We start from the raw sequence: 324 nt of genomic DNA on the forward strand, positions 1-324 counted from the left end.
CTCAGCCCCACCACCGGCTTACGCGATCCGCTCCAGCACCACCGGCGCCGCCGCGAAGTCCGTGCCCGCCGCGCCGATGTCGTACGAACCCCCGACCTCGAAACGCGCCGGGGTGTCCGTATGGAGGGTGAGCAAGGGCTGGCCTGCCGTGACCGTGTCGCCCGGCTTGGCGTGGAGCTTGATACCCGCGCCCGGCAGGGACTCCCCCACCCGGCGCGGCCCGTCCGCTCAGCCCCACCACCGGCTTACGCGATCCGCTCCAGCACCACCGGCGCCGCCGCGAAGTCCGTGCCCGCCGCGCCGATGTCGTACGAACCCCCGACC

The 324-nt window shown here is 74.1% G+C and carries 1 pseudogene; it reads right to left on the bottom strand.

Annotated features, from left to right (window positions below):
* Positions 1–18: 18 nt before the first annotated feature.
* Positions 19–192, bottom strand: a pseudogene (locus tag ADL01_RS24925) (thymidine phosphorylase); the annotation flags it as partial.
* Between the last annotated feature and the right edge of the window lie 132 nt (positions 193–324).

It is taken from the genome of Streptomyces sp. NRRL WC-3618 (assembly GCF_001280005.1).
Classification (GTDB): Bacteria; Actinomycetota; Actinomycetes; order Streptomycetales; family Streptomycetaceae; genus Streptomyces.